At 44.3% G+C, this 8,887-nt stretch carries 5 protein-coding genes; 2 read left to right on the top strand and 3 right to left on the bottom strand.

Features of this window, described 5'->3' with window-relative positions; all coding sequences use genetic code 11:
* Window positions 1-123: 123 nt before the first annotated feature.
* Window positions 124-837, top strand: a complete 714-nt coding sequence (locus ACYVEA_RS33910) for a hypothetical protein (protein WP_461117820.1) — start codon at window positions 124-126, stop codon at window positions 835-837.
* A 64-nt stretch (window positions 838-901) separates the two neighbouring features.
* Complete coding sequence (locus ACYVEA_RS33905) at window positions 902-1,354, top strand: 3-coathanger stack domain-containing protein (protein ID WP_461117819.1); 453 nt, start codon at window positions 902-904, stop codon at window positions 1,352-1,354.
* A 577-nt stretch (window positions 1,355-1,931) separates the two neighbouring features.
* Here ACYVEA_RS33905 and ACYVEA_RS33900 read toward each other — a convergent pair.
* The 3 genes from ACYVEA_RS33900 to ACYVEA_RS33890 form a co-directional block, all read right to left on the bottom strand.
* The gene (locus ACYVEA_RS33900; protein WP_461117818.1) at window positions 1,932-6,284 is read right to left on the bottom strand and encodes a DUF7619 domain-containing protein; all 4,353 of its coding nucleotides are present in this window, start codon (window positions 6,282-6,284) and stop codon (window positions 1,932-1,934) included.
* A 732-nt stretch (window positions 6,285-7,016) separates the two neighbouring features.
* Complete coding sequence (locus tag ACYVEA_RS33895) at window positions 7,017-7,613, bottom strand: OmpW family outer membrane protein (RefSeq protein ID WP_461117817.1); 597 nt, start codon at window positions 7,611-7,613, stop codon at window positions 7,017-7,019.
* A gap of 127 nt (window positions 7,614-7,740) precedes the next feature.
* Window positions 7,741-8,220, bottom strand: coding sequence for a lipocalin-like domain-containing protein (locus ACYVEA_RS33890; protein ID WP_461117816.1), 480 nt, complete (start codon window positions 8,218-8,220; stop codon window positions 7,741-7,743).
* Window positions 8,221-8,887 lie beyond the last annotated feature (667 nt).

Genomic DNA, 8,887 nt, shown 5'->3' with positions numbered 1-8,887 from the left:
CGACGGAAAAATCATATTTTTCAGCGTCTACAAAGTTCGTAAAACTATCTCTTCTCTTTTTACCCGCATCTGTCCACTTTTGGCTGACGACATACAGCTAGTGCGATTGGATCTGGCGCAGTGGTGTCAGTCTCGAATGCACTGGTGCTGGGCAACAATGCGAATGTGGGAATTGGTACGTCAACACCCGCCAATAAACTGGAAATTAGGCAGGGCACCACGGGTAATAGCGGGCTTCGGTTGACTAACCTGACCTCTTCCTACACAACGACGGTTCTGAACCAGACCAAATTTCTAACAGTGAATTCTCAAGGCGATGTCATCCTGGCCAGTATCAATGGATCGGGCCGAGTAGGGGTTGACACGGAGAGTATGTGGCAGGCTAGCGGGGACAATCTCCAGAATAGCAATGTCGGTGGCGTAGTTATTGGACCAGGCGTTAGCAAGACGCCGACGGGGTACCGACTCTACGTAGCGGAGGGTATCTTGACGGAGAAAGTAAAAGTAGCCGTGAAAAGTACCAGTGATTGGAGTGACAAGGTCTTTGAATCTGGCTATAAGCTTAAGAGCTTGGGCGAGGTTGAGCAACACATCCAAAAGGTAGGTCATTTGCCAGACATACCTTCTGCAAGGGAGGTGGTTGAACAGGGTGTTGATGTGGCCAAGATGGATGCTAAATTATTGGAAAAAATTGAAGAGTTGACTTTGTATAGTATTCAGCAAGACAAAACGATAAAACGACAACAGGCAGAGATTGATGAGTTAAAAGCTGTCAAGGCTAAACAAATTCAGCTAGAACACTTAGTCAACACACTGATCAAGGCCAAACGCAAGTGAGAAGAAAACGAGCTTTATTCTTTTAAGCTTATGCCTGAGTGCTTTCCTGGCCACGGCTCAGACCGTGGAACAGGCTCGCTTGCTGACTAGTGGCTATCAAGCCCAGCCCCTTGAAGAAGCGGCTGAAATCCTGACTGCTAGTAACAAAGTTAATGCCAGCGCTATGTCAGTTGAGTATAAAGCAGGGCAGGCGGTTGTTCTCCAACCAGGTTTTGAAGTCAGAGCAGGATCGGTCTTCACCGCGCACACGGGCGTGGTTTCAGGAACTATCGACGGGAAGCAGCTTATGCTTGTAGTTTATCCCAACCCGTTGGAATCGGTCACCACCATCTCCTATATCCTCACCAGAGCGGGGGGCACCAGTTTGCATATTTGGAATGCGGAAGTCCAGTTACTGTCAAAACTCGTCGATAACCAATACCAGGAAGCCGGTCAATATCAGGTGGAGTGGAAAGGTGAGCATTTCCCAGCAGGGGCCTCCCTCTATAAGCTGGAGCACCCTTTAGCTACAATGTAGAGGTACACCTTATCTATACCTTTCCCCCTTCAATCAACTATTTGGAGAATAGTAGTAATAAGCGGTTAGATAGACGCATAGACCTAAAACGCACGAATCTTTACTAAGAAATTAAGCCAGCTTGTTCTGACTAGGCTTAGGCAAGTTAGTTGCCCCTCTTAGAAAATGGGCGCTTACTGAAACAGCAACTGTCTCCATAGGATTGCTGTCCCGCCCTAAACCAGCCCACCTCAACCATCCTTAGCCCGGGTGTTTGATTGCTGATTAGCCAACAAAAACTTAAGCACCTTCACTTGTTGCTGCTGTCCTGACCGCAAATCTAGTAAGTGCATCCCTTTCTGAGCCGAGAATCACAACCATGTTAAACAGTTGAATTAAGTAGCAACTTTAACCAGACTAGACGATTGGTTTAGTTCGGTTTTTTGTTAACAACTGGTAGTGAAAATGTGGACTATTTAGAAAATAATCCATGACATTCTATACAGGACATCTGATTTACCGAGCTCTATACTGCAATTTATGCTTTATCAATGGAGCAAAGGCATACTTCAACCGTTTGTTAATCAATCAATACGTTTCACCTTATTAGTCTCAAAAGGCCCATGTTATTCAAAGTGCCTCCAGATTCCAGGACTAATTTTTTAGCTTCCTGTGGGCCCATCTGCGGAGTAATAGTCACTTTATGTCCACTGCTTATTGTTACTGTATGCTGAGTAGAGGGTACGCAGTTACAATCCCAGGTTGCAACTGAATTCCAATCCCCCGTTTTAAGGGAACGTACGATGGAAAGTCTATTAATCGATATTCTTTTGTCATAACTTACGGGCGCTGCTTCCTGATTATACAAACTATCGTAGGCAACCGAGTAAAAGCTATAAGTTGAATCCATTTTCCCGGTAAAGGTTGCTGTTAACGACGAGGTTCCCTGTAGAAATAATTTATAGGGACTATTATTGACTGCCACGTAAATATCAAACAGATTCACACCAGATTCATTATCACTGCCCTGCCAACGAAGGGTGAAAGTCGTATCCTGAGTCGCGGTCGGTAAAGTTAGGATAGCACTAGTTGGAGGTTGGCTGTCAATGATATTAGTCCAGGGGGGCGTTGGAATAACTGGGTTACCATCAAAATAGATATATGCTGTATTACGGAGGGTTGCCAAATTCGGAAGCGTTGCTTTGGGTTCAACATTAAACGACAGACCACCCTCCCCCTCACGAGCTAGTTTATTTGGGGGTAGAAACCCCAAGATTGGATCTTCGGTTAATTTCATGGTTGAAGGATCCAGGGAGGTATAGGTGGCTATTAATACGCCCGTGCTATCGATAAACGTAGCTTCCATACGGACAATTAAATTTTTACTGGGACGCAAATCCCAATCCACCACATGGTGTTTCTTACCTGGAGGGATATAAAAAGTAGTGTCAGCAATATTGAAATATCCCAATTGAAGGGTACTTAAATCGTACTTGTCTTTGCTGAGCGTATCCACTAGGCGCACCAGTTGGGCATCAGCCGTTGCCGAAGCAAAATTTTCGAAACGAATTAAGTAGTTGAACGGCGTTTGCATATTGACAAAGCGTTGTGCTTTGACTCCGACTGGCCCCAATTTATCGTTTGGATCATACGAAGCAATATTCGGGCTACCTCCCATTGTTTGCTTCATCCGATTCATGATGTAGCCATGGCAATCTTGCGAGATATCCGCTAGGTCGCCTGGCCCAGTGAAAGAATTTTCAAAAAAATCTTGAAATCTGCGTTCGAATACCCCATTCGGTGTCGTGCATTCTACACCTGTTTTCAGAATGGAAGCAGCAAGATTTATAATAAATGGTGACTCGCATTTAATTCCTCGAACACTATATCTATAAATGCTATTGGTTAACTTCAGAATAGCGCCTGGACAACCTGGAATAATTTCGCTGGCAAAGCCAATAAAACAATCAAACCCAGTGGGAGAAGTGCTTTTCCTTCCACCTTTTGGACTACCGTTAGTCTGCTGATTAAGGTCGTTGTCGGTAAACATTGGCTGATTCGCAAACGCATGAATTTCAAACCGTTCCCGACCCGTCAACTGAACTTCTAGTGGTATATCTAACGTTTCGCCAGATTTGATTTTGCTTAGTAAAAACCAATACCCATTACCTGTAAACTTTTCTCCTAGTAAGCTATCAATTAGCGTCGTAAAGGTAGTATCGCTTCTAACGTAAGTCGTATCACTTATATATACTGAAGGAGATACAATTTTTGTATTTCGGGAAACGACAATCCAAAGCGGTACCCCATACGCATCCATTCCCCCTTTATTACTAATGGTCATTAGGATCCGAGTTGGACGGCCTGGACGAATTGCCGGAGGGGTTGTGATTTGTACCTTAATGTTAGCTGGTACCGGCGTTGTTATATCAAAACCCTGCGGGAAGAACAGTTTTACTCCTGATGGAAGTAATACCTCAACGTCCCAACTTCCTAGTGCTTTATTACGAAGATCAAACTGAGCTTCCATTCGGAAGTTTTCCGGGAATTTCAACAGTGAATCCGGCACAACAATATCGGCCTGTCCCGTCTTTTTAAGTCTAACCTTGCTACCCGCAACGATACTGTACCCATAAAAATTGACGGTCACTTGGCCCCCATTTCCACCTGACTTGGGAAAAAAGGCGGGATTGATCTCATCTTTAAAAAAACCTCTTGGAAAACTTACTCGTAAAAAGTTGGCATGATTGGAATATTTATTAAAGGCATCTCCGCTCCAGTCTATATTAAAGTAAAGAAAACTTTGGGCTAAAAAAAGCTGACTTTTGATCAGTGTATTGGCATAGGATGTTTTATAAAAACAACTATCGCTAAAGCGTTTATACTCCAGATCATAATAAAATGCGGATGTATTAGTGGGCTGTAAGCCATTTAAGGTCATATTTCTTCCGCACCGGGGAATTGCGAAATTATTGGCTAATAGGGGAGAGCCTGCTAAAAACAAATATTTCTCAGCCGCCATTATCCATTGAGACTGATCTGTACTGTTACTGCCGAAAGAAGCGATGAGGTGGCCCGTAAAGCGGTCAAACTGATAATAGGCCTTATCATTAGAATTGTAGGTGGAAAACAGAATAGAGTTACCTGTAATTGTAAAATCCAAAATCGAAAAGTCACTGCGCCAGGCTGGCTGCGTAATGCGTAAGGATGAATACTTTTTTTTATTTAAATCTATAGAGGCTATTTTTCCTATGGTGCTAGTGTAGACCCCATTCACGGCTACGTTTCCTGCGAGGTACAAAAGCGAGTCGACTAGTTCAAATTGGGAGACATTGCCTGGCGTAAACCAGGATAAGGGGGCCCCCGTCTGCGTATCCAAGAGCTTTAGATTGCCACTGGATCCAGCTACGCTACTATTTTGCGTTGTAAAGGCAACAACTCCATTTTTAACCTGTAGTTTACGGATCGTTTGGTTACTAGTATTAATAGTAAACCGGCGTAACAAGCTACCCGTTTTTACACTGAAGGCCGCCAGGCTATTAGGTAAAGACTGGTTATTGCCAATGTTTAGTGTGCCAATAGTCCAAAGCGTTGAATCATTTTCGAAGGCAATCGCCTGAAAAGCTGAATACTCGATATTAATTCCTGAGGGTTTCCAGTCAACAACCCGCTCACTTTCTGGGCGCACGATCGCTATATGCGGATAGTAAAGCTGTTTTACGTTGATAAATCTTCCTCCAATAAACACCCGTTGACCATCAACAACCAGGGTGTAGATTGTTTGATCGAGTTTATTATCGTCTAGGGTGTTAAAAGGCTTCCAGTCCTGTACCGTCCGGTTATTAATGTTAACCTTCGCGACATTTTTTGTGTTGACTCCAAGCAAACTGACTAGTTTGCCGAAGGCATACAGATCAGAGTCGTCAATCACTAGCTTACTGATTGTCTGTTTAGAACCGGTTTGTATGGTCCAGGTCGAATTTGGCATACCGTTACTAGTTAAATACCGGCCAATTTTACTATACTTAGTAATGCCGTCCGTTTCATAAAACTCGGCTACCACGAACAAATCATTTTCTGTCGCTGCTATGGATAAAGGAGTTCCCTCAAGTGATTGTTGCCAGATTGTTGTCGATCCAGCATTCTGATCAACCGCAATCAGCTTACTGGGACTCTTTATAGCAAGGATAATCTTATTGCCACTTACGGTAAAGTCGGCCACCTGTGTATTTGAGAACAATGGAGAGGGATTCCAACTCGTCAACTGGCCATCGATCAAATTGTAGGCGATCGCTTTACGATTTGCAGCATTCGCTCCATTGATTTTGGTAAACTCCCCGCATAGAAATAATTTATTGTCCGCTATCAGTAAGGAAAGTGCAGCCGTAAGGTTAGTAGATGCTGTATTTGAATTCCATAAAAAACTTCCCGAAATCGCGTCAAAACCTAGCAATTGATACTGCGATATTGAATTGGTATAAACTTGCGCCCAGCAGTAGATTGTATTCTTATAAAGAATAAGTTCACGAACGCTTTGTATAGTCAGGGAAGCGGCTGTCTGAGGGATTCGGAATGTAGTATCAATTCGATTATCGGGGTATATGTGGAGGATACCGTAGGAGGATTTCGCTAATCTGGTTTGATCGACGCTATTTCGAAATTCATTACCTGAAACATACCACCCTCCTTTTCCATCAGCGATTGCATTTTTAACCTCAGGTAGGAAAGGAAACTCAGTGGATAAAGGTTCTGATGTAAGTTTATCGACAACTTGAGCATTTTGAGCGGGGAATCCTATATGATCCCCTCCATGAATAAGTGCTAGCCCAACATTAGGGTGATAAGCCGTGCCGTTAACGCCCGCTTCTGGAATCGTTTTAGCTCGTTTAACGGTTTGGGCAAAAGTGCAAAAGCAAAAGCAGCTCAGGATAACGAGTAAACTGTACTTCATAAAAAGAATAGGTGTTGATAGATAGCTCATTAAGCGAATTATAGCTAACTACAAACAAGTTACCAATAATTTTCAAACCATTCAATCTGCTAGAAGGTAGAGGAGCTGACCTTGTACAGTATTAAGCAACAAAAGTAGATTGACGAGTTAAGACAAATGGTTAGCAGGTGGTCGATAAGAAATAATCTACTCCTTTTATCTGTACTACAAAAAGGCACCAACATGTAGTTAGGTAGGTGCCTTTTTGTAACCGAGCAGTTTCATCCGGCCAGCTTGTTTCTAAAGGCACGGATGAGCCGGGTAGTCTTGAATTTCAAGTATTTTTTGGTTTTGCCAGAGCTTGAGACAGTGAACAAAGCTCATTCCCCAATATCTTACACTCATTTCCCCCTTCCCCTCACAAATTCCCAATCCTGACCGCCCGGATCAACTCCTCCGACGGCACTTCAAACAAGGCCATTCGTTCTCTTTTGCCTAATATATTTCACACAGCAGCGCCTTTAAAGAAAGGATTTTAGGCCAAGCCCCTCCAGTAAGGGGAGGATGTGTGTAGTTTCTACCTTCTATTCGCCAACTATTTCTTAGCTTTTAGTCTATCACGACATAGCGACACCATTTTCAGGTTCTGCTAAAGCAGTGCCTATATTTTGCTCATCCACAACTGATACCTTAGCTACAAAAAAAGCCCACACAGATGCAGGCTGTTTTGTATCAAGCTATATAGTAGTCTTATTAGGGCTGACCGAACCTAAAGTAAACGCCGGCTCCCAGCAAAAGCCACTTTCCCGTACTACCATCGCCAAAAATGAGATGATAGCCCGCATCGGCGTTAAGGCCAAAAGCCGGTGAAATAGCATACTGCAACCCTACCTTGGGCGCTACGCCAAAATTACTATCGCTGTCGGATGATTTTAGGCCCTGAGCCCCGCTGCTTATTTCAAGGCTGGCCCCGGCCCGGTACAACCCGGCTTCAACCCCCACATAGGGTCGTAAAGCGGACTCAGAGAAAAAGTATTCGGCCTGACCAGTCACCATCAGTATGTTCAACGAGGCTTTGACCAAGCCACCACCTGTCCCAGGATCAAAACTAGCCGAGTTGGTCTTGGTAAAATAACGCCCGTTTAGGCCAACGGCCAACTTGGGGCTAACGAAATAGCGCAGCGTCACGCCCCCTCCCCACAGACCATCCGAGAATGAAGAGCCCGATTCAGTCGGCGCTAGGTAGTTGCCATTCACATTTACTTGAAACTGGGCCTGGGCTTGGCTGGACAAAAGCAAAGCGCTAAGTAGAAGGAATAGGGAGACGGTTACTTTAAAGGTGTTTATCATGATAAGTACGTTGATTTGAATTGTGCGAAACTACGGCTTATGCATAAAGGGGTCTAGATTCATTTAGTGAAAGGCGACTAATTTGGCTTAATAGATAACGTTACATCAAAGACTGATAAACAAAAACTTACACCTTATTTAACGTCACGGTAAAGTTTTGGCCGGCATTGGTCCAGGTTAGGATTAATTGGGTGTACTGCCCCGTTCCGCCGGGTTGGTAGTCCATATTGATAGCCTGCGTTGTCCCATCGTCGGATGTCAAGGTCAGTTTGGTCCCCGACACGGCCCACTTCCCGGTAACTAATTCGTCCGTAGTGTTGCCCGACATGCATTTGCTTTCGTCGGTCTCCGAGAAGGTCTGATCATTATTAAACGTATAGTAAAAGGTGATGTCGGAGCAGTTGTAGGAGAAGAGCTGCCGAAGGTAAGCCAGGTAATCTCGGGTCCCGTCGGCCAGGGGTGGATCAACGACGAAGGCGACCATCTCCCATTTGCCCGTTACATCCACTGTCGGCGTTGGCGTCGAGTCCTTTTTAGAGCAGCCCGTCAATAGGAGTGTAACTAAAAGGATGCAGGCAAAAGACTTTGCAGCATAATGCGATTTCATAAAACGTCAAATTAAAGGGTTGGAGTTAGTTCTGGGTGTCGTAAACGGGCAGAGACCGATTTTTTTCGGATGGAATACGGACGAGAAATTGCGCCATTAGGCGAGGCAACCCGCTAAATCTTTCGTGAACGGTTCGTTTTCTTCGAGAGTGGTAGAACGTCAGGGAGGACCAATTGAAATGTTGAACATAAAAAGCTCGTTCATCCCTGAACGAGCTTTTTATATGGTGACACCGGGTTTATTAAATTAAACGAATTACCGCCGGTATTTCTCATTCCCGCCGATGGGAATGAAAAATAGGGGAAATATTTCGTAGGTTATTTACTAAACCAGCGTCAAACGCATTCCATTCACCGGCCCGGATCATCACGCTACCTAGGTATGTAGCCAATCAAGGGCTGACCGTACGCTTGAGGTTAGAAGGGTCTGCTATTTCGTACAGAATCCACGGTCCGCCGTTGTGGTCACTTGGCCTAAAAGAATCCGTGTAACACGTATGAGAGCGTTTAAATGAGATAACTACATAGCTAAATTAATTTGCATGCCTCCTCTACTACGGCTTTAATAAAAGCCGATGAGACGGCTTTGGGACGCTGATCGGTCGTAATTAAGTTATGGTCTACGTGCTTAATTTGCCGTATTGGACGAGCCGGATTAACCGTGTTGA

The organism is Spirosoma jeollabukense (assembly GCF_054777855.1).
This window is presented reverse-complemented; position numbering and strand designations above follow the sequence as displayed.

Bases quoted from the DNA above. Each gene is read 5' to 3' on its own strand.
- ACYVEA_RS33900 (WP_461117818.1), bottom strand. From the start codon at position 6,284: ATGAAGTACAGTTTACTCGTTATCCTGAGCTGCTTTTGCTTTTGCACT.
- ACYVEA_RS33895 (WP_461117817.1), bottom strand. From the start codon at position 7,613: ATGATAAACACCTTTAAAGTAACCGTCTCCCTATTCCTTCTACTTAGC.
- ACYVEA_RS33890 (WP_461117816.1), bottom strand. From the start codon at position 8,220: ATGAAATCGCATTATGCTGCAAAGTCTTTTGCCTGCATCCTTTTAGTT.